Consider the following 18128-nt stretch of genomic DNA (forward strand, 5'->3'; position numbering starts at 1 on the left):
GGTCACAGCCGGCTGGAATCAGGCGAGCGAGAGGAAAAGCTTCTCGAGCTCGGCCCGGTCCAGGCTGGGATCCTCCTGCTGCATGCACTGCTGCAGGCCGGTGGCGATGATGGAGAAGCCGGCCTTGTCCAGGGCGCTGGAGACAGCAGCAAGCTGCGTAACGACGCTCTTGCAGTCCCGCCCTTCTTCAATCATGCGCGTGACCGCGGCGAGCTGGCCCTGGGCGCGGCGAAGGCGGTTGATAACGGACTTCATATCGGTGGGATCGAGTTCCATGGGTGGCCTCCCGGAGTAAATGGATTCCTTCCTATGGTATACCCCCCTTGGTATTACGCATACCCCCGGCGGTATGCCCTAGGGCGCAGTGACGCGAAAATCCCGCCCGCTAGGGGACATAAGTACCTAGCGGCGGCGTAGATTCCGGCGTAATGCTGAGGATGTGAACGCGGCCAGCTTCATCAATCCGGCAGACGCTCGAAAAGGTGCCACCACCACCGGTTCCGGGCCCTGGAAGCGCTACGTCGCCCTGGGAGACTCCTTCACCGCTGGCCTCGGCGATCCCGAGCCCCTGAACCCCGGAGGGATGAGGGGCTGGGCGGACCGGATCGCCGAGGAATTCAGTGCAGCGCGCAACGATTTTGCCTATGCCAACCTGGCCATCAGCGGCCTCGTGCTGCAGCAGATCGTGGACCAGCAGCTCGGCCCGGCGATCACCCTGAAACCGGATCTCGTCACACTCTCCGCCGGCGGCAACGACCTGGTCTTCCACCGCCGCGATCCGGACCGGCTGGCGGCCAGCCTCGATGAGGCCGTGGCGGCCCTCTCCGCCACCGGGGCGACCGTCGTGCTGTTCACCGGGCCGGACTGGGGGGATACCCCGGTCTTCGGCCACATCCGCGGCAAGGTGGCGGTCTTCAACGAGAACATCCGGACCATCGCCGCCCGGCACCACGGCGTCATTGCCGACTTGTGGACCCTGCGGCAGTTGAGCGACCCGAGGATGTGGGACCCGGACCGCCTGCATTTCTCCCCGCTCGGCCACCATACGATCGCCGGAATGGTGCTGGACACGCTGCACGTCCCGCACACCCTGGAGCCGCTGCAACCCAAGCCTTTGCCGGCCGGCAACTGGCGGGCGACCCGGGCGGACGACCTCGCCTGGGCCACGCACTACCTGCTGCCCTGGATGATGCAGCGGGTCCGGCCGCGCGCCCGCAACGGTCCGCCCGCCCCGAAACGTCCCGAGCCGGGCCCGGTCTTCGGCTGGCCGGGCACTGCGGGCCGCCCCTAGTCCGCCCGCGATCTGTCGGCTACTCTGCAGGGACGGCCCTGGCCGGAGACTGCAGACCGATGACGATCACGAGGAGCGAAGTTGTCTAATCACACCTACAGCATTTCTGAAATTGTCGGAACCTCGAATGAAGGCGTCGACGCCGCCGTCCGCAACGGCATCGCGGAGGCCTCAAAAACCCTGCGGAACCTGGACTGGTTCGAGGTCAAGGAGATCCGCGGGCACCTCGAGAACGGCCAGGTAGCCGACTGGCAGGTGACGATTAAACTCGGGTTCCGGCTGGAGCGCTAACGTCCGGAAGGACCGCCCATGCAGTACAGCCAATTGGGCCGCTCCGGCCTGAAGGTTTCCCGCCTCTGCCTGGGCACCATGAATTTTGGGCCGCAAACAGAGGAGTCGGCCGCCCACGCAATCATGGATGCCGCGCTGGACGCGGGCATCAATTTCTTTGACACGGCCAACGTCTACGGCGGCTCCAAGCACCGGGGCTGGACCGAGGAAATTCTGGGCCGCTGGTTCGCCAAGGGCGGCGGGCGCCGGGAGCGGACGGTGCTCGCCACCAAGGTTTACGGCACCATGGAGGACCGGCCGAACGAATCCAGGCTTTCCGCCCTGCACATCCGCCGCGCCCTGGACGAGAGCCTGAAGCGCCTCGCGACCGACCATATAGACCTCTACCAGTTCCACCACGTGGACCGGAATACCCCGTGGGAAGAGATCTGGCAGGCCGTGGATGTCGCGGTGCAGCAGGGCAAAATCGTATACGCGGGCAGCAGCAACTTCGCCGGCTGGCACCTGGCCCAGGCGCAGGAGGCCGCGGCCCGCCGGAACTCCTACGGCCTGGTCAGCGAGCAATCCATCTACAATCTGCTGACCCGCGACGCGGAACGTGAGGTGGTTCCGGCCGCGCAACACTACGGCCTGGGCATCCTGCCGTGGTCCCCACTGCACGGCGGGTTGCTGGGCGGGGTGCTCAAAAAGGAGGACGACGGCGTCCGACGGACCCAGGGCCGCGCGCTGGAGGCCCTCAAGAAGCACCGGAACCAGATCCGCCGCTATGAGGACTTCGCGGACGAGCTCGGCCAGGAGCCCGGGGTGCTGGCACTGGCCTGGCTGTTGCACCAGCCCGCCGTGACGGCGCCCATCGTCGGCCCGCGCACGCCGGAGCAGCTGGGCGCCGCACTCACGGCCCTTCCGCTGAAGCTCGACACGGAGGCCCTGACGCGCCTGGATAGAATCTTCCCCGGCCACCGGACCGCCCCGGAGGACTACGCCTGGTAGGCCCTAACTCGGCCTGCCCCGGGCCATGTTGGCATGTTCTCCGGATGTCCTCCGGGCGCAGAATGGGCCAAATTCCCCCGCCAATTCAAGGATTCGCGAAGATTTTGGGCGCGCCGAGTGGTATTTTGATAGTAAGCATGATTAGTATTTAGGCAGAAGGATGAAGCGCACCCGGCAACCCGGGTGTCTCCTCAACGAAAGAGAAGGGCCGATAAAAATGGGTTTTTTCGCATTTCTGATTCTGGGTCTTATTGCCGGCGCAATCGCTAAGGCTATCCTGCCGGGCCGTCAGGGCGGTGGCTGGGTCATCACGCTGATCCTCGGCGTCGTGGGCGCCCTGCTGGGCGGCTTCATCGGTAGCGCACTTTTCGGCACCGGACTGCAGGAATTCTTCTCGCTGACGACGTGGCTGCTGGCGATCGGCGGTGCGATCATCGTACTGCTGGTCTACGGCATGATCACCAAGCGCTCGCACCGCTAAAACGGAGCGACCGGAAAACCGGTCCCGGGATTATTTCCCGGGGCCGGTTTTTTGGCACCGGACAGTATTCGGATACGACTTCCAGAGCACCAAGAGCAGGGGTACAGCATGAAAGCCAAACTTCTTTTCGGCACCGGACTCGCAGCAGGTTACGTCCTTGGGTCCCGCTCGGGCCGGGCCGCCTACGAAAAACTCAAGGCCAGGGCAACAGGCCTCTGGCAAAGCAAGCCGGTCCAGGACAAGGTGGCCGCGGCGACTGAAGCGGTCAAGGAAAAGGCCCCCGAGGTCTCCAGCCAGCTGACCGAGGCCGCACGCCGCGCGGGCACCGTGATCAGTTCCGCTGTCCTCCGGGACGACGACGCGTCCGGCACCTCCGGCGGCGCCCATGCCGCCGCGGGAGCGGCGGCGGACGCCCCGTCCGACGTCTTCTCGGATCCGGCCCTGAACGACACGACCGGTCAGGACTGGTCCGATGAAGGCGGCGTTACGCCCGCCGGACCGGCCACCAACGTGGACCCGGAGAAGCACTGACGGATCCAGGCGTCGGAACCCTCAGCGCGGAGTTTTGGCCGCGGCGCCAGCCAGGACGCTGCCAAGCACCACGGTGGCGTCCAGTCTCCGTGAGCTGAAGACGCGGCTGGAGAGCCCGTTCCCGGCAAGGATCCCGATGGTCTGCGGCGCTTGCCGCCGGCTCGTCTCGATCAGCAGATGGCCGCCCGGCGCCAGCCATTCCGGCGCCGCGGCGGCCACTCGCCGTTGCAGCTCCAGCCCGTCCGGGCCGCCGTCCAGGGCAACACGGGGTTCGTGCAGCCGTGCCTCTGGGGGCATGGTTCCGATCATCCCCGAGGGGACATAGGGCGCATTCACGGCCAGGATATCCACGCGTCCGCGGAGCCGTTCCGGCAGCGGGCCGTACAGATCGCCTTCATGGACTTCGGCGCCGAGCGGCTGCAGGTTGCGCCGCGCACAAGCCGCCGCAGCGGGGTCGACGTCGGCGGCGTGCAACTCCAGCGGCCCGGCTGCTGCGGCCAGCGCGGCGCCCACGGCCCCCGAACCGCAACACAGGTCCACCACAACGGGCGTTCCGGCCGCCCCGCGCGCCTGCAGGAGCCGGGCTGCCAGCCGGACAAGGTACTCGGTGCGACGGCGTGGGACAAACACCGCGGGGTCAACCTCGATGCGGAGGCCACAAAACTCCGCCCAGCCCAGCACGTGTTCCAGCGGCAGCCCCGAGACCCGCCGCCGAACCAGCGATTCCAGCTCCTCCGCGGTGGCCGCGGCGGCGACCAGCAGGGCAGCCTCATCCTCGGCGAACACGCAGCCGGCGGCGCGGAGCCGGCCGACGACGTCGGGGCGCTGCGTGGGGATTGTAGGCATGAATGACGCCCTTTCCGCCGCGCGTGACGGCAGCAGGTCCTGGAAGCCCCATGCTATCCAAGCCGCGCCCAGACACCCCTGTGAATGTTCCTAGCCGACCAGCCGGAGCGGCGGCACGGGCCGGGCAAGCTTGCTGGCCAGCTTCTCGGCCGCGGCAGCCGGGGGCCGGGCCGCGGGATCCATCGCGGTCATGGCCGTCAGCAGGGACACCCAGCCGGCGCCGAGTTCGGCCGGGATAGCCGGGCCCCGCAGCGTGCGGGCCACCAGCGACTCGACCGGCGTCCCGGGATAGGCCTTCACGCCGGTGAGGCACTCCAGCAGCACTAGCCCCAGCGCGTAGATGTCGCTGGCCGCCAGGACGGGCTGCCCGGCCGCCTGCTCGGGGCTCATGTAGTGCACGGTTCCCGAAGAATCGCCGGGTTCCGGCTGCGTGCCGGCCGCCGTGGCAATGCCGAAGTCGGCGATCCGCACGGAGCACCGCCGCAGTTCACTGAGCAGGATGTTCGCGGGCTTGATGTCTCGGTGGACCAGCCCGCGTCCGTGCACATGCCCGAGTCCGGACAGCGCGGCGGCAGCCCAGCCGGCCACATCCTCCGGGGCGCATGCGCCGCCGCGGATCCGCTCGGCCAGGCTTCCGCCGTAGGCGAATTCTTCAACCAGGAACGGCCGTCCCGCCCACTGGTCGCCGCCGGGGACAGTGCCTGCGGCGATGAAACGGACGACGGCGGGGTGGTCCAGCGAGGCGAGCATGCGTGCCTCGGCATGGATCCGGCTGGCGTCCTTCTCGGCCGGCCCCTCGGCCACCTTGATGGCCACCGGGCGGTCATTGGAAAGGTCAGTGCCCCGGAAGACGGTGGCGGTTGCGCCGCGGCCCAGGAGTTCGTGGACCAGGAACCGCCCCTCCGGGGCGTCCGGCAGCGGCAGGATTTTGGCATCGAGCCCGGCCACGGCGGGGACGGCGGCGGGACGTCCCACCGCGGCGACTGGAGCCGCACTCACGAAAGTGCGAGCAGTGCGTTGGAGGTATGGACGATGCCATCGAGCTGGAATCCGCAGGAGCAGCGCCACACGGGCGGAAGGTCTGCGGAGCCGCTGCCGGCGTCGAACGAATAGACCGACATGGTGCCCAGCACCGGCGCCGTCCACTCCATCGGCGTACCGCAATGGCTGGGCGCCGGGTTCGCCGTATTCAAGGGCAGCGCGGACGCAACGGCGCCCGGCTCTGCGGGTGACCGGGGCGCAGCCAAGGGGCCCGCACCGGCTCCCGGGGTTCCGGTGATCGTCAACAACTCAGTCACGACTCCTCCACGCGCACGATTATCTGACACAAGTAGTAAGCATACATATCAAGTAGTAAGCATACATATCACTAGCCGGACTAGCTAGTTTTCGGAGCTAGATACTTGCGCACCGTCCTGCGCGGCAGGGTCAGTGGTGTTCCGACTGCCCGTCGAGGGCTTCGGTCATGCGGCGAAGAAAGCCCACGATGATGCGGCTTTCCTCGGCGCTCAGCTCCTCCGCGACGGCCAGCATCCGGCGGTGCATTTCGCCAAGGGTGGCGCGGACCTCGGAGTCGGTGACGGCGGTCGGGACGATCACGAGGGAGCGCCGGTCCGTGGGGTGCGGCTCGCGGCGGACGTGGCCGCTTCCGACCAGCCGGTCAATCAGTGAGGTGGTGGAGGCCGTGGTGATGCCCAGAGTGCGGCTGAGGTCTTTCGGCCCGACCCGCTCCCCCGTGGCCTGGGCGCGCAACAGGTACCGCAGTGCCAGCAGGTCCGTCTCGCCCATGCCCATGGAGTCCCGGGTGGAACGGCGGGTGGCCACCTCGGCGGCCCGGTAGCTCCTCAAGGCGTGCAGCACGGCCGCCGGGGCATCGAGGCGCTCGTCGGGGCCGTACCAGTACCCTGAGCTGGAGGCGGTGTCGGAGTTCATCCGTCAATCCTAGCCTGACTTATTACTAGACGAACTTGCAATGAATGGCCCTGCCTCCATCAATTGGAAAATTGTCTAAGGCCATTGACGATGGTTTTCCTCAGGGCCATCATTTTGGCTAGACGACGCTGGGGCGCTGTGGCACGAGGAGCCGCGCCGTGGACAGGCAACCGTTCAAAAGTTCATGCGAGGGGCCCTTTCCAGGAGTCGATCCCGACGCAGGTCCCCGCATCGACAACACCGCAGTGGGGTTCCGGCTATGATGGCCGCGATGCTGCGCCTGGTTCTGCAGTTCCGGTTGCTGGTGCTGGCTGTGGCGGCGGGAATTCTCGCTTTTGGACTCACGACCCTGCCGGGTACGGCAGTGGACGCCTTCCCCGAATTCGCTCCGCCCCAGGTGGAGATCCAGACCGAGGCCCTCGGGCTGTCGGCGGCGGAAGTCGAGCAGCTGATCACCTCGCCGATGGAGGCTGACCTGCTCAACGGCGTGGCGTGGGTGGAGGCAATCCGCTCCAAGTCCGTTCCGGGCCTGTCCTCGATCCAGATGGTCTTCAAGCCCGGCACAGACCTGTTCCGGGCGCGCCAGCTGGTCTCGGAGCGCCTGACCCAGGCCCGCGCGCTTCCCAACGTGTCGGCAGCACCCGTGCTCATGCAGCCACTCTCATCGACCAGCCGGGTCATGATGATCCGGCTGACCTCCACCGACATGTCGGCCATCGACATGTCGGTACTGGCCCGCTGGACCATGAAGCCCGGGCTGCTCTCCGTACCCGGCGTCGCCAACGTGGCTATCTGGGGCCAGCGCGACCAGCAACTGCAGGTCCTGGTTGACCCGGCACAGCTGGCAGCCAAGGGGGTGACGCTGGACGAAGTCATCAAGACCACCGGCAATTCCGTCTGGGTATCGCCGCTGAGCTACCTCGAGGCCTCCACCCCCGGCACGGGCGGCTTCTTCGAAACCGGGCACCAGCGGATCGGCGTCCAGCACGTCCTGCCGATCGCCTCCCCCCAGGACCTGGGCCAGATTCCCATCGAGGGGCCCAACGGCAAGCTCCTCCTGAAGGACGTTGCCACGGTCGAAACCGACCACCAGCCGCTCATCGGCGATGCCCTCCTGAGCAAGGAAGCCGAGCTGCTGCTGGTGATCGAGAAGTTCCCCGAGACCAACACGATGGCCGTGACGAAGGGTGTGGATGAGGCCCTCAAAGCCCTCCAGCCCGGCTTGCCGGGCGTCAAGATCGACACGACCGTCTACCGGCAGGCCTCCTTCATCCAGGAGGAAGTCGGTACGCTCGGCATCGCTCTGCTGATCACCCTCGTGCTGATCGTGGCCATGTTCGGTGCGTTCTTCCGCTCGTGGCGCACCGCCGTCATCAGCGTGATCGCCATTCCGGTGTCGCTGTCCGCGGCTGGTCTGCTGCTGTACGTGCGCGGCGCCGGAATGAACACGATGGTCCTCGCCGGGATGGTCCTGGCCCTGGCCGTCATCGTGGGCGACGTCGCCGAGGACCTCAACGGCCTCGTCAGGGCCAACCGGATTCCCGCCGGCCCCGGCCTCCGGGGCCAAGAGTGGCGGGAAGCCCTGATCCCTGAGGCCGTGCGGTCGGTACGCACGCCGATGCTCTACTCGCTGATGATCATGGCGCTGGCGGTCATGCCGGCGTTCTTTGTGGCGGGCGAAAACGGGGCGCTGTTCGGGCCACTCGTCCTGAACTATCTCTTGGCCCTGGTCATCGCCATGGTCGTGGCGCTGACCGTCACGACAGCGCTGGCCTATTACCTGCCGGCGGGGTCCGCGCCCCGCCCGGAACGCCGCGCCCTGGCCCGATTCGAGGGCGGTTACGGCAGCCTCGTGTCCCGGGTGACCGCAAAGAGCCGGTGGGTCTTTGCCGCCGCCGCTGTGGTGGCGCTGGCCGGCCTTGCCCTGGCACCGCAGCTGGCCGGGTCACGTCCCGTGGTGCCTGTCCTGGCCGACAAGACCCTGGTCGTGCACTGGAGCGCGATGGCCGGAACCTCGGACCAGGAAATGAGCCGGATCACCGAAGCCGCCGCCGGCGAACTGCGCGCCCTCCCGGGGGTCGCCAACGTGGGCGGGCACGTCGGCCGCGCGGTCACCTCGGACCAGGTCGGCGACGTCAGTTCCGGCGAGCTGTGGGTCACGGTTGCCCCGGATGCGTCCTACGCCGACACTGCCGCCGCCATCGGGCAGGTCATTGCCGGGTATCCCGGCCTGACCAGCAAGGTGTCGACCTACCCGCAGGAGCGCATCGACCAGATCCGCGAGGCCGGCGACAGCGGCTTCGGGGTGCGGGTCTACGGCCTCGACAGGGCGGTCCTGCGGCAGAAGGCGGCAGAGGTGCAACGGATCCTGGAGCATACCGCCGGCGTCGTGAACCCCCACGTGGACGCCCCGGTGGAACAGCCGATCGCCGAGGTCAAGGTGGACCTCGCCGCAGCGCAGAAAGCCAGCATCGTTCCCGGCGATGTCCGACGTGCAGCAGCGGCGCTGCTGCAGGGCATCGAAGTCGGAAACCTCTACGAGCAGCAGAAGGTCTTCTCCGTGATCGTGAAGGGGGCGGCGTCCACCCGGAACAGCCTCGACAGCGTCCGTGACCTGATCATCGACACCCCCAACGGCGGCCACGTCCGCCTCGGCGACGTCGCCCAGGTCACGATGGTGGGGAACGAAGCCGCGATCCTGCACGACGACACCTCACGGCGCATCGACGTGAAGGCGGAAATCCAAGGCCGTTCCGTCACCGATGTGCAGCAGGACGTCAACAAGAGCCTGCAGCAGATGCAGTTCCCGCTCGCCTACCACGCCGAGGTCCTGACCCAGTACGCACAACTGCAGGGCAACTACCAGTGGCTGTGGCTGCTGGCCGCCATCGCGGCGGCCGGCGTGCTGGTGCTGCTCCAGACGGCCGCCGGAGGCTGGAAGCTCGCCGGCATGATCTTCCTCGGCCTGGTCCTGTCCCTGTCCGGCGGAGTATTGGCCGCCCAGGCCGCGGGCTCCGTCAATTCGCTGATTTCGCTTGTCGCCTTCGCCGCCGTCCTGGGCATCGCCGCCCGCGGCGCCCTGCTCCTGCTGGGCCTGCTCCGGAGTCTGCGGGCCGAGGACAGCACCGCCTCGTGGCCGGATCTGATGCTTCGGGGCGCACGGGAAAGGCTGGTACCCACCCTGATGACGTCCGTGATGACCGCCGTGATCCTGCTGCCGCTGGTCTTCTTCGGCGGCGTGACCGGTACGGAGATCATCTTGCCGCTCGCCGTGATCATCTGGGGCGGGTTGCTGACGACGACGCTCTTCGTGCTGTTCGTTATGCCCGCCGTGCTGCTTCGGTTCCAGCCGAAGGAAGCACTGAGCCCCCGCGCCGGCAGCGGTTCCCTTGGCCGGACCGAAAGTCAGGATGCGTCATGAACCCGATCGCTTCGCCACGGCGCCGCACGTTGGCCGGGCTGGTCATTGCCGCCTTCCTGGCCCTCGGGGCAGCAGGCTGCGCCCAGATCCAGGAGGCCGCCCCTGCCAACGGAGACCCCGCCGTCCTCGCTGAGGTTCCGGGAACGGATCTGCACCGCATCACCCTGACGGAGCACGCCGTCGAGCGCGTCGGCCTCAAAACCGATGTCACCGCCGTGGATCCACAGACGGGGAAGCTGAGCGTCTCCTACTGGGCCATCCTGTACGACAGCACCGGAAAGACCTGGGTCTACACGAACCCCGAGCCCCGGGTCTACGTCCGCCAGGCCGTCACCGTCGAGCGGATCAACGGCGCCGTCGCCCTGCTGAGTGACGGTCCCGCCGCCGGCACCGTGGTGGTCACCACGGGAGCCGAGGAACTGTACGGCGCAGAATTCGATACGGCGCACTGACATGCGCTGGCTCATCGGCATCAGCCTGAGGTTCAGAACCATCGTCGTGGCCTTGGCCTGCGCGGTCATGCTGCTCGGCTCGCTGCAGCTGGGCTCCGCATCAGTGGATGTCTTCCCCGAATTCGCCCCTCCCCGGGTGGAAATCCAGACCGCCTGCCTGGGATTGACCGCGGAGGAAGTCGAGCAGCTGGTCAGCGTCCCGATCGAGGCGGCGGTGGGCGGCATGCCGGGCCTGGACGAGCTGCGGTCCAAGTCGGTGCCGCAGCTGTCCTCGATCGTGCTGATCTTCCACCAGGGAACGGAACTGCTCAACGCCCGCCAGTTGGTGTCGGAGCGGATGGCTGCGGTGACGGCGGCGCTGCCCACCTGGGCGGCCCCGCCGGTGATGCTGCAGCCGCTGTCCGCCACGAGCCGGGTGATGAAGATCGGCATGACCTCCGCGGACCGGTCCCTGATCGAGATGTCGATGCTGTCCTACTGGACCATCCGGGCACGGCTGCTCCGGGTTCCGGGGGTGGCCAATGTAGCCATCTGGGGCGAACGCCTCCAGATGCTGCAGGTGCAGGTGGAACCGGACAAGCTCAAGTCTCAAAACGTCTCGCTCAACCAGGTCATGGAGGTCACGGCGGGGGCCCTCGACGCCGGGCTGCTGAAGTATTCTCCGGGACGGTTCATCGGCACCGGCGGCTTCATCGACAGCCCGACCCAGAGAATGGGGGTCCGCCACGTCCAGCCGATCCAGACGCCCGCCGACCTGGCCCAGGTCACTATCCGGGAGAAGGACGGCGTGGCATTGCACCTGGGCGACGTCGCCCAGGTGGTCGAGGACCACCAGCCCCTGATTGGGGATGCCGTCATCAACAACGGCCACGGGCTCATGCTGATCGTCGAGAAGCTGCCGTGGGGCAACACCCTGGACGTGACCAAGGGCGTGGAGGAAGCCCTGAAGGAGCTCCAGCCCGGGATGAGCGGGATCAGCTTTGACACCACCATCTTCCGCCCGGCGAGCTTTGTCGAGGAGTCCATCTCCAACCTCAGCACCGCGCTGCTGCTGGGCTGCCTGCTCGTTGTCCTGATTCTCGGTGCCTTCCTCTTCCAATGGCGCACCGCCCTGATCAGCCTGATTGCCATACCGCTTTCGCTGCTCACGGCGGCCCTGGTCCTCTATTTCACCGCCAGTTCGATCAACACCATGGTCCTGGCCGGGCTGGTTATCGCCGTCGGCGTGGTGGTGGACGACGCGATCATCGACGTCGAAAACATCTTGCGAAGGCTGCGGCAGCACCGTGCCGCGGGTTCTAAGGGCTCGGGCAGCGACGCGTCGGCCGCTTCCGTGGTCCTGAAGGCCTCGCTCGAGATGCGAAGTCCGATCGTGTACGCGACGCTGATCATTGTGGTCGCCGCCGTGCCGATCTTCTTCCTGGACGGGCTGACCGGCGTCTTCTTCCGGCCGCTGGCCATCACCTATACCCTGGCCGTCCTCGCCTCCATGCTGGTGGCCTTGACCTTGACGCCGGCGTTGGCCCTCATCCTGTTGGGGAACGCAAAGTTGGAGGAGCGGGACCCGCCGCTGGTCCGGGTGCTGAAGCGCGGCTACCACGCCGCGCTGTCCAGGGTCATGAACCGTCCCCGCTACGGCTATGCCGGCTTCGCCGCCCTCGCCGCCGTGGGCCTGGCGATCACTCCGTTGATGGGATCGTCGCTGTTCCCGACGTTTAAGGAGCGGGACTTCCTGATGCACTGGATCGCGCAGCCGGGAACGTCGGCGCAGGAGGAATACCGGATCTCGCAGCGCGGGTGTGCGGAGTTCCTCAAAGTGCCCGGCGTGCTGAACTGCGGCACGCATATCGGGCAGGCGTTCGCGGCGGACGAGATCGTCGGCGTCAACGCCGGCGAGCACTGGATCAGCATCGACCGCCACGCCAACTACGACGAGACGCTGGCCGCCGTGCAGGAAGTCGTGGAGGGCTACCCGGGGCTTCACCGCGACGTCCAGACCTACCTGAAGGAGCGGATCGAGGAGGTCCTGACCGGGGCCAGCGAGCCCATCCTGGTCCGCGTGTTCGGTGACGACCTCACCGTGCTGCGCGAACAGGCCCAGCGGGTCAAAAAGATACTGGATGACGTTCCGGGCACCGAAGACCCCCATGTGTCCCTCGAGGTCGAGGTGCCGCAGGTTACCGTCACGGTGGATCTTGCCGCCGCGCAGAAGTTCGGGCTCAAGCCCGGGGATGTGCGGCGGGCAGCGGCCACGCTGGTTGCCGGCGAAGAGGTCGGAGACGTCTTCCGGGACGGGCGAGCCTACGACGTCCAGGTCTGGAGCACCCCGGCCACCCGCTCCAGCGTGACCAGCATCGAGGACCTGCCGATTGATACCCCCGGCGGACAGCGGGTCCGGTTGGCCGACGTCGCCGCCGTTAAACTGCAGGCAACGCCCAACCAGATCGACCGCACCAACGGGTCCCGCCGGGTGGAAGTGGGATCCTTCCTGGCCAAGGGTGCAGACATGGGGGTCGTCGTCGGCAAATTGCAGGACCGGCTGGCCGACCTGGAACTGCCGGCCGGCTACAGCGTCCAGTTGCTGGGTGAGTTCACCGAGCGTCAGGCCGCGACGAACCGCCTCATGGTCTTTGCGTTGGCGGCTCTTGCCCTGATCCTGCTGCTGCTGCAGACCTCATTCCGCAGTTGGCGGCTGGCATTTCTCTCGCTGTTGACGCTGCCGATCGCCCTGGTCGGCGGGGTGATGGCCGCGTACATCTCCGGCAGGGTCCTGTCGCTGGGATCGGTGGTCGGGTTCCTCACGGTGATGGGGATCGCGGCGCGCAACGGCATCCTGCTCATCAACCACTGCCAGCACCTGGAAAAGAACGAGGGCCAGGCTTTCGGCCGTGCCCTCGTTCTCCGCGGAGCCGGGGAACGGCTCTCGCCCATCCTCATGACCACACTGGCCACCGGGCTGGCCCTGGTGCCACTCGTGGTGATGGGAGCCGTTCCGGGCCACGAAATCGAACACCCCATGGCCGTCGTCATCCTCGGCGGCCTGGTCACTTCAACCCTGCTCAACCTGTTTATTGTGCCGTCGCTCTATCTCCGTTTCGCCAAATCGAAGAAGGAACGTCTGGCCCCCACGCCAGAGGCCGCCGCTTAGTACCCGACCCTCCCGGCGATTCCCCACAAAGAAGAGGACAGATCGATGTTTAGTAAGCAACGTGCCGCATTAACGTGCCTCATCGCCCTCCCGATGTCGTTCCTGACCGGGAGCCCCGCCGTGGCCGGAACGGCAGACTGCGGGCCGGGCTCGATGCCCGAATTCAAGGCCGCGGACTTTCCCTCGCACCCTGAGATCGACAACAGATGGCATCCCATGAAACCCGGTACAAGGTCGGAATTCTCCGGCACCGTCACAGACCTCAGCTCCGGAACGCCGGAGACCCACGAACACCGCGTCGTGTCCATCGTGACCGGGCTCACCAAAAAGATCGACGGCGTGCGGACCGTGGTCCTGTGGGACAGGGACTACTCCGACGGGGTGCTGGCGGAGTCTGAGCTGGCATTCTTCGCCCAGAACCGGCACGGCGACGTCTGGCTGCTCGGTGAGTATCCGGAAGAGTTCGACGCCGGAAAGTTCACCGGCGCCCCCAAGACCTTCATCTCGGGCCTGGACGGCGCGCACGGCGGCATCGCGATGCAGGCCCATCCCCGGGAAGGAACGGACGCCTACACCCAGGCCTCGGCACCCTCGATTGGCTTCCTCGATTGCGCGCAGGTGGTTGAGCGCAAGGGTTCAACGGTGAAGATCGACGAGTTCAACCCGCTCGACGGCGCGGCTGCCGGCCACCAGCAGAAGTACTACCGTTCCGGCGTCGGAAGCTACAAAGTGACCGCCTCCGGCGGGGACAGCCGGGAACTCCTGAACCTTGACAAGACGGTCAAGCTGGACGCCGGGGACCTGGCCCGCGTCAACGACCGGGCGAAGGCGCAGGACCGCCACGGCTACGAGGTCAGCCCCGACATCTACGGGCAGACCCCGAAGGCCGTCGAACGGTAGCGTCCCGCCCTCCCGGCCCGTGACGCACAAAAACCCCCGGCATCCTGTCGCCAGGAAGCCGGGGGTTTTTCCACTCTTCGCTAAAAGAGTGGGCCCTGTGGGGATCGAACCCACGACCCACGGATTAAAAGTCCGATGCTCTACCAACTGAGCTAAAGGCCCCAGCCGACAGCCACCAACGGCAGAAAATCCGCCCTTGACAGACACGTCGGCCCATTCCATTTCTGGACGTTAACACTGTACCCCAGACGCAGGCGGCCTTTGTCACACGGGCCGACACACCGCCGTCGCATTGCCGCTGCGCCGCCGTCGCGCGGCGGAGGTCCATGCTCGATTCCCGGAATGCACAGGAGTAGCGTGGGGGCATGAACGAGCAAGCAGGAGCCAGCAGCCCCGGACCGCACCGTCACCACAAGCCGAAGCCTTTCGCACCGATCGACTTCGAACCGTTCGCCGGTGGAGCGGATCCCGCCCGGGTCTCCGAGGCAGCCCACCTCGCGGCCCAGGCGCTCGTGCGCCGCGGACGGGACAGCGACGACCCCAAGATCACCAAGCGGCTGGTCAAACTAGCCGACGAACAGGGCCTGGACGCGATCGCCGAAATGTGGGCGGAGAGCCCGGCACGATCCCTTCCGGGCGCCCTCTGGCGGCTCTACGCCCTGCGTGCCGCCACGATCCGTGACCCTGAACGGATTTCGGTCTACTTCAAGGCCGGCAAGGACACCGCACAGGTGTCGCACGTGGTGGCAGGGGCGGCCGAGCCTCCGGGCGCCGACGAAATGAAGTCGATGGCGGACGCCATCCTCTCCGGCGCGTTCGACGGCGAGTTCGACGTCGCGCTGGAACGGTCGGCAGCGTTCTGCCGGGTGGTGGCGCTGGGCCAGGCCACGCTCGCCGACGGCGTCGATCACAGCAACGCGAACCATGCGAGCAAGCTGACCCGGAATTCGCACCTCCTGGTCAAGACCGCCGAGGACCTCGAACACGCGGCCAACGCCTGGCGGCTGGGCGAGCTGGACTGAGTCACCCGGCGGCCGTCCCCGGGCGCCGCGCGACGCCCGAAGACGACCGTTTAGACCCCTTTCACGGCACTGTCAATACGCACGCCGGGCCCGCGCTGTCAATGTTGACTTGGGCCTGCCGACGTAGAAAACTAAAGGCGGTGTCGAACCGCGAAACCCCCGGGCTTCAACAATTAGCCGCCTAGAGCGGCCTACCGCCGAGAGGCGTATCCGGTTCGGCACCATTTTCATGCCCGCTGCCGGGACCGGCGGATTCCCACCTTCAAATTCCGGGCGGTAAAGTAATCCCCATGCGCGGGTCATCGTCACGTTCCAGGGCCGGCAGACAACGCCCGTGTACGCCTCGTCCGGAGACCGGTAACCCCACGTGAAGCTGCGCCTTTTTCCCCACGAGCCCGCAGGGCTGAACCTGCTCTCCCAGATGGCCCACCAGATAGCCCTCGCCACGGGAACCCTTTCGGAGATCCTGGGCGCCCCCGCCAGCGAGCACTCGCGGCTCGTGGAGGACATGCACGACCACGAAGCCAAGTCCGCTGAACTGCATTTTGCCCTCCTGACACACATGCGGACCAGTTTCCTGAACCCGCTCCCCCGCGAGGACATGTACGCTCTTTCCCGCTACCTCAACGAGGCGATGGAGAAGCTGGACGCCGCCGCGGACCTCGTTTTCCTCTACAAGCTGGAGCGGCTGCCCAAACGCGCGGCCGACCAGCTGGAAATCATCAGCCGGCAGGCCGAACTCACGGTCGACGCCATGCGACAGCTGAACAATCTGGATGACCTTGAGGATTACTGGATCGAGGTCCTCCGGCTCACCAAGCGGGCGGAGCGCACCCACCGGGTCTGGGTGGCTGACATGCTCAAGGACATGAAGTCGGCCCAGTACACGCGCAACCGCGACATCGCGGACCAGCTCGTGGAAGTCACCAAGGACATGCGGCGGATCGCCACGCAGGTGGGCAGCATCATCGTCAAGGAATCCTGAGGTGTCCCTCGTCCTCTTTGCCCTGGTGGTTCTCTTCGCCGGGGCGTTTGCCTTCCTCAACGGTTTCCGGGACGCTTCCTCCTCGGTTGCCCTAGCGGTCCGGACCCGGGCCCTGACCCCCACGGTCGCGGTGCTGCTGGCCGGGTTGTTCAACTTCGTCGGCGCCGCCCTCAGCGCGACGATGGCGCTGCAGGTCAGCCGGACCTGGGTCATCCTCCCGGCGGGGGCGAACGGGCTCACCATCCTGGTTGCCGGGCTGCTCAGCGCGGTCCTGTGGGGCATCTACAACTGGTGGCGCGGAATTCCGTCCTCCTCGACGCACGCGCTTGTGGGCGGTCTGGCGGGGGCCAGCGCCGCCAGCGTGGCGGTGGGCGGAAACTCGGTGGCGGGCGCGGATCAGTCGCTGCTCTTCCAGGTGGTGCTGCCCTTGCTGATCTCCCCTGTCATCGCCTTCGCGGGCGCCTACCTGCTGGTCTGGCCCGCTTCCTGGGCGGCCCGCTACACCCCGCCGGGCGTGGTGAACAGCAGGTCCCGGCGGGCACAGTCCGTCGCCGCGGGCGCGGTGGCCTTCGGCCACGGCCTGCAGGACGGCCAACGCACGAGCGCTGTGCTGATCCTGGCGATGCTGGCCGCGGGACTGCCCGACGGCGGCTCCACGCCCGCGTGGGTGGCCCTCCTGACCGCCGCCATGCTGACCGCCGGCACCCTCGCGGGAGGCTGGCGGATCTCCTACACGATCGGCTACCGGCTGGTCAGGGTCGACCCACTGCGCGGGTTCGTCGCCCAGCTTTACAGCAGCGTCATCCTGCTGGTGGGCGCGATCGGACTGCACTGGCCGGTTTCCACCACCCACACTGCAACGGCGGCCGTGCTGGGCGCGGGCACGAACCAGCGTTTTACCGGGACCGACCGGCGGCTGGTGCTCCACGTCCTGGCCTTCTGGGCCCTAACCCCGCTGGTGACCGCAGCAGCGGCCTTTGTGCTGGAACTCGCCCTGTCGCCCCTTACCGGGCTCTAGCACCCGGCGGTTGCTCCTTAGGTGGGCTGGTTATCCGAAGCGGCCGGAGACATAATCCTCGGTGGCCTTGACGGTGGGGTTGCTGAAGATGGTGTGCGTGTCGCCGTATTCGATCAGCTTGCCGGGCTTGCCGGTGCCCGCGATGTTGAAGAACGCCGTCTTGTCCGAGACGCGGGCGGCCTGCTGCATGTTGTGGGTCACGATCACCACGGTGTATTCGTCCTTGAGCTCGTTGATGAGGTCCTCAATGGCGAGCGTGGAGATGGGGTCCAGGGCGGAGCAGGGCTCATCCATCAGGATCACCTGGGGCTCCACGGCGATGGCGCGGGCGATGCAGAGTCGCTGCTGCTGGCCGCCGGAAAGTCCCGATCCGGGCTTGGCCAGGCGGTCCTTGACCTCGTTCCAGAGGTTGGCGCCGCGCAGCGAGCGCTCCACGAGGGAGTCCGCCTCACCCTTGGAGATCCTCTGGTTGTTCAGCTTCACGCCGGCCAGCACGTTGTCCCGGATGGACATGGTGGGGAACGGGTTGGGCCGCTGGAAGACCATGCCGATCTGCGAACGCACCGTCACCGGGTCCACGCCGGGGCCGTAGAGATTGTCGCCGTCGAGCAGCACTTCGCCTTCCACCCGGGCGCCGGGGATGACTTCGTGCATCCGGTTCAGGGTGCGCAGGAACGTGGACTTGCCGCAGCCGGAGGGGCCGATGAAGGCGGTCACGGACTTGGCGTCGATGCTGATGTTGACGTCCTCGACGGCCAGGAATTTGCTGTAGTAGACGTTGAGGTCTTTGACGTCGATGCGCTTAGACATGCTGTTCCTT

Annotated in this window: 18 protein-coding genes and 1 tRNA gene; 12 read left to right on the forward strand and 7 right to left on the reverse strand. The window is 67.0% G+C overall.

Features of this window, described 5'->3' with window-relative positions; translation table 11 throughout:
* Nucleotides 1-18: 18 nt before the first annotated feature.
* Complete coding sequence (locus ACZ5Z0_RS08500; RefSeq protein ID WP_138767747.1) at nucleotides 19-276, reverse strand: metal-sensitive transcriptional regulator; 258 nt, start codon at nucleotides 274-276, stop codon at nucleotides 19-21.
* Between the two features lie 163 nt (nucleotides 277-439).
* Here ACZ5Z0_RS08500 and ACZ5Z0_RS08505 point away from each other — a divergent pair, with 163 nt between their 5' ends.
* The 5 genes from ACZ5Z0_RS08505 (at nucleotide 440) to ACZ5Z0_RS08525 (ending at nucleotide 3584) form a co-directional block, all read left to right on the forward strand.
* Entirely contained in the window at nucleotides 440-1291 is an 852-nt protein-coding gene (locus tag ACZ5Z0_RS08505; protein WP_464108023.1) for an SGNH/GDSL hydrolase family protein, read from the forward strand.
* Between the two features lie 81 nt (nucleotides 1292-1372).
* Nucleotides 1373-1582: a dodecin gene (locus tag ACZ5Z0_RS08510; protein WP_138767748.1), complete on the forward strand. Its 210-nt coding sequence runs from the start codon at nucleotides 1373-1375 to the stop codon at nucleotides 1580-1582.
* An 18-nt stretch (nucleotides 1583-1600) separates the two neighbouring features.
* Nucleotides 1601-2572, forward strand: coding sequence for an aldo/keto reductase (locus ACZ5Z0_RS08515; protein WP_464108024.1), 972 nt, complete (start codon nucleotides 1601-1603; stop codon nucleotides 2570-2572).
* A 217-nt stretch (nucleotides 2573-2789) separates the two neighbouring features.
* Nucleotides 2790-3053 carry a GlsB/YeaQ/YmgE family stress response membrane protein gene (locus tag ACZ5Z0_RS08520; RefSeq protein ID WP_464108025.1) on the forward strand — a complete coding sequence of 88 codons (264 nt, stop codon included), beginning with the start codon at nucleotides 2790-2792 and terminating at the stop codon, nucleotides 3051-3053.
* A gap of 108 nt (nucleotides 3054-3161) precedes the next feature.
* Nucleotides 3162-3584: a hypothetical protein gene (locus ACZ5Z0_RS08525; protein WP_464108026.1), complete on the forward strand. Its 423-nt coding sequence runs from the start codon at nucleotides 3162-3164 to the stop codon at nucleotides 3582-3584.
* Between the two features lie 21 nt (nucleotides 3585-3605).
* Here the strand turns inward: ACZ5Z0_RS08525 and ACZ5Z0_RS08530 are convergent, their stop codons facing one another.
* The 4 genes from ACZ5Z0_RS08530 to ACZ5Z0_RS08545 all read right to left on the reverse strand — a co-directional run bounded on the left by ACZ5Z0_RS08530 (nucleotide 3606) and on the right by ACZ5Z0_RS08545 (nucleotide 6362).
* Complete coding sequence (locus tag ACZ5Z0_RS08530; protein ID WP_464108027.1) at nucleotides 3606-4430, reverse strand: putative protein N(5)-glutamine methyltransferase; 825 nt, start codon at nucleotides 4428-4430, stop codon at nucleotides 3606-3608.
* A 90-nt stretch (nucleotides 4431-4520) separates the two neighbouring features.
* Complete coding sequence (locus tag ACZ5Z0_RS08535) at nucleotides 4521-5429, reverse strand: serine/threonine-protein kinase (RefSeq protein ID WP_464108028.1); 909 nt, start codon at nucleotides 5427-5429, stop codon at nucleotides 4521-4523.
* The gene (locus ACZ5Z0_RS08540; RefSeq protein WP_464108029.1) at nucleotides 5426-5728 is read right to left on the reverse strand and encodes a hypothetical protein; all 303 of its coding nucleotides are present in this window, start codon (nucleotides 5726-5728) and stop codon (nucleotides 5426-5428) included. Before ACZ5Z0_RS08540 ends, ACZ5Z0_RS08535 begins: the two co-directional genes overlap by 4 nt.
* A gap of 130 nt (nucleotides 5729-5858) precedes the next feature.
* The gene (locus ACZ5Z0_RS08545) at nucleotides 5859-6362 is read right to left on the reverse strand and encodes a MarR family winged helix-turn-helix transcriptional regulator (RefSeq protein WP_464108030.1); all 504 of its coding nucleotides are present in this window, start codon (nucleotides 6360-6362) and stop codon (nucleotides 5859-5861) included.
* A gap of 271 nt (nucleotides 6363-6633) precedes the next feature.
* Here ACZ5Z0_RS08545 and ACZ5Z0_RS08550 point away from each other — a divergent pair, with 271 nt between their 5' ends.
* The 4 genes from ACZ5Z0_RS08550 to ACZ5Z0_RS08565 are packed head-to-tail and all read left to right on the forward strand — an operon-like array spanning nucleotide 6634 to nucleotide 14283.
* Entirely contained in the window at nucleotides 6634-9783 is a 3150-nt protein-coding gene (locus ACZ5Z0_RS08550) for an efflux RND transporter permease subunit (protein ID WP_464108031.1), read from the forward strand.
* Entirely contained in the window at nucleotides 9780-10235 is a 456-nt protein-coding gene (locus tag ACZ5Z0_RS08555) for a hypothetical protein (RefSeq protein WP_464108032.1), read from the forward strand. The genes ACZ5Z0_RS08550 and ACZ5Z0_RS08555 overlap by 4 nt, the downstream gene beginning before the upstream one ends.
* 1 nt (nucleotide 10236) lies before the next feature.
* On the forward strand, nucleotides 10237-13383 hold the full coding sequence (locus ACZ5Z0_RS08560) for an efflux RND transporter permease subunit (protein WP_464108033.1): 3147 nt from the start codon (nucleotides 10237-10239) through the stop codon (nucleotides 13381-13383).
* 45 nt (nucleotides 13384-13428) lie between these two features.
* Nucleotides 13429-14283 carry a hypothetical protein gene (locus tag ACZ5Z0_RS08565; RefSeq protein WP_464108034.1) on the forward strand — a complete coding sequence of 285 codons (855 nt, stop codon included), beginning with the start codon at nucleotides 13429-13431 and terminating at the stop codon, nucleotides 14281-14283.
* Nucleotides 14284-14372: 89 nt separating this feature from the next.
* Here ACZ5Z0_RS08565 and ACZ5Z0_RS08570 read toward each other — a convergent pair.
* Nucleotides 14373-14445, reverse strand: a tRNA-Lys gene (locus tag ACZ5Z0_RS08570).
* 203 nt (nucleotides 14446-14648) lie between these two features.
* Here ACZ5Z0_RS08570 and ACZ5Z0_RS08575 point away from each other — a divergent pair.
* The 3 genes from ACZ5Z0_RS08575 (at nucleotide 14649) to ACZ5Z0_RS08585 (ending at nucleotide 17308) form a co-directional block, all read left to right on the forward strand.
* A complete protein-coding gene (locus ACZ5Z0_RS08575) occupies nucleotides 14649-15305 on the forward strand; it encodes a hypothetical protein (protein WP_464108035.1) in 657 nt (218 codons plus the stop codon).
* A 367-nt stretch (nucleotides 15306-15672) separates the two neighbouring features.
* Nucleotides 15673-16290 (forward strand): DUF47 domain-containing protein, encoded by a 618-nt coding sequence (locus ACZ5Z0_RS08580; RefSeq protein ID WP_464108036.1) that lies wholly within the window; start codon nucleotides 15673-15675, stop codon nucleotides 16288-16290.
* A gap of 1 nt (nucleotide 16291) precedes the next feature.
* Nucleotides 16292-17308: an anion permease gene (locus tag ACZ5Z0_RS08585; protein WP_464108037.1), complete on the forward strand. Its 1017-nt coding sequence runs from the start codon at nucleotides 16292-16294 to the stop codon at nucleotides 17306-17308.
* Nucleotides 17309-17338: 30 nt separating this feature from the next.
* Here ACZ5Z0_RS08585 and pstB read toward each other — a convergent pair whose 3' ends face one another.
* The gene (gene pstB, locus ACZ5Z0_RS08590) at nucleotides 17339-18118 is read right to left on the reverse strand and encodes a phosphate ABC transporter ATP-binding protein PstB (RefSeq protein WP_464108038.1); all 780 of its coding nucleotides are present in this window, start codon (nucleotides 18116-18118) and stop codon (nucleotides 17339-17341) included.
* Between the last annotated feature and the right edge of the window lie 10 nt (nucleotides 18119-18128).

The sequence above is a fragment of the Arthrobacter sp. T2-23 genome (genome assembly GCF_055398325.1).

Coding starts and splice junctions, on each gene's coding strand:
- ACZ5Z0_RS08500 (WP_138767747.1), bottom strand. CDS start 276: ATGGAACTCGATCCCACCGATATGAAGTCCGTTATCAACCGCCTTCGC.
- ACZ5Z0_RS08515 (WP_464108024.1), top strand. CDS start 1,601: ATGCAGTACAGCCAATTGGGCCGCTCCGGCCTGAAGGTTTCCCGCCTC.
- ACZ5Z0_RS08520 (WP_464108025.1), top strand. CDS start 2,790: ATGGGTTTTTTCGCATTTCTGATTCTGGGTCTTATTGCCGGCGCAATC.
- ACZ5Z0_RS08525 (WP_464108026.1), top strand. CDS start 3,162: ATGAAAGCCAAACTTCTTTTCGGCACCGGACTCGCAGCAGGTTACGTC.
- ACZ5Z0_RS08530 (WP_464108027.1), bottom strand. CDS start 4,430: ATGCCTACAATCCCCACGCAGCGCCCCGACGTCGTCGGCCGGCTCCGC.
- ACZ5Z0_RS08545 (WP_464108030.1), bottom strand. CDS start 6,362: ATGAACTCCGACACCGCCTCCAGCTCAGGGTACTGGTACGGCCCCGAC.
- ACZ5Z0_RS08550 (WP_464108031.1), top strand. CDS start 6,634: ATGCTGCGCCTGGTTCTGCAGTTCCGGTTGCTGGTGCTGGCTGTGGCG.
- ACZ5Z0_RS08555 (WP_464108032.1), top strand. CDS start 9,780: ATGAACCCGATCGCTTCGCCACGGCGCCGCACGTTGGCCGGGCTGGTC.
- ACZ5Z0_RS08560 (WP_464108033.1), top strand. CDS start 10,237: ATGCGCTGGCTCATCGGCATCAGCCTGAGGTTCAGAACCATCGTCGTG.
- ACZ5Z0_RS08565 (WP_464108034.1), top strand. CDS start 13,429: ATGTTTAGTAAGCAACGTGCCGCATTAACGTGCCTCATCGCCCTCCCG.
- ACZ5Z0_RS08575 (WP_464108035.1), top strand. CDS start 14,649: ATGAACGAGCAAGCAGGAGCCAGCAGCCCCGGACCGCACCGTCACCAC.
- pstB (WP_464108038.1), bottom strand. CDS start 18,118: ATGTCTAAGCGCATCGACGTCAAAGACCTCAACGTCTACTACAGCAAA.